The organism is Rhodovulum viride, assembly GCF_003265965.1.
In the GTDB taxonomy this organism is placed as follows: domain Bacteria; phylum Pseudomonadota; class Alphaproteobacteria; order Rhodobacterales; family Rhodobacteraceae; genus Rhodovulum; species Rhodovulum kholense.
Genome location: NZ_MUAV01000189.1, coordinates 1 through 435 on the forward strand (window position 1 = coordinate 1; position 435 = coordinate 435).

The 435-nt window shown below is 68.3% G+C and carries 1 protein-coding gene; it reads right to left on the reverse strand.

From position 1 onward, the window contains the following. Nucleotides 1-435 (reverse strand): phage major capsid protein (locus BYZ73_RS21785; protein ID WP_112317610.1); only part of this gene is annotated, 435 nt, incomplete at its 5' end.

Here is a 435-nt window from a genome sequence, read left to right on the forward strand (position 1 = left end):
TCAGAGCGACCAGCCGGTCGCGGTGAAGCCCGCGATGGCCTCGTCATGGCTGGGCGCGAGATCGTGTTCGGAGACCGCGCGCATCAGCGTGAGATCCCGCTGGAAGGCCGAGATCGTCTCGCCATTGGCATCGACGAAGGCGGCCTCGGTCGAGGCGGCGATGGCGATCTGCATCGCGTCGCCGATCACCACCTCGTCGAAATCGGCAAAGGTGATCTCGGTCCCGTCGCCGCCCGCGCCGAGGTTGTCGGGCACCTGCGAGGTGCAGCGGATCGGGTAGCCCTTCAGCGTCCCGCTGGCCTCGATCGAGGGAAAGACCGGGTTCCCGCGATCATCGCGGAGCGAGGCCAGCCAGTTCTTGGCCGAGGCGCGCATGATCCAGCCGGGGCTGACCATGCCGACATTGGCGTCCTCGACCGTCGAGACCGCCCAGCG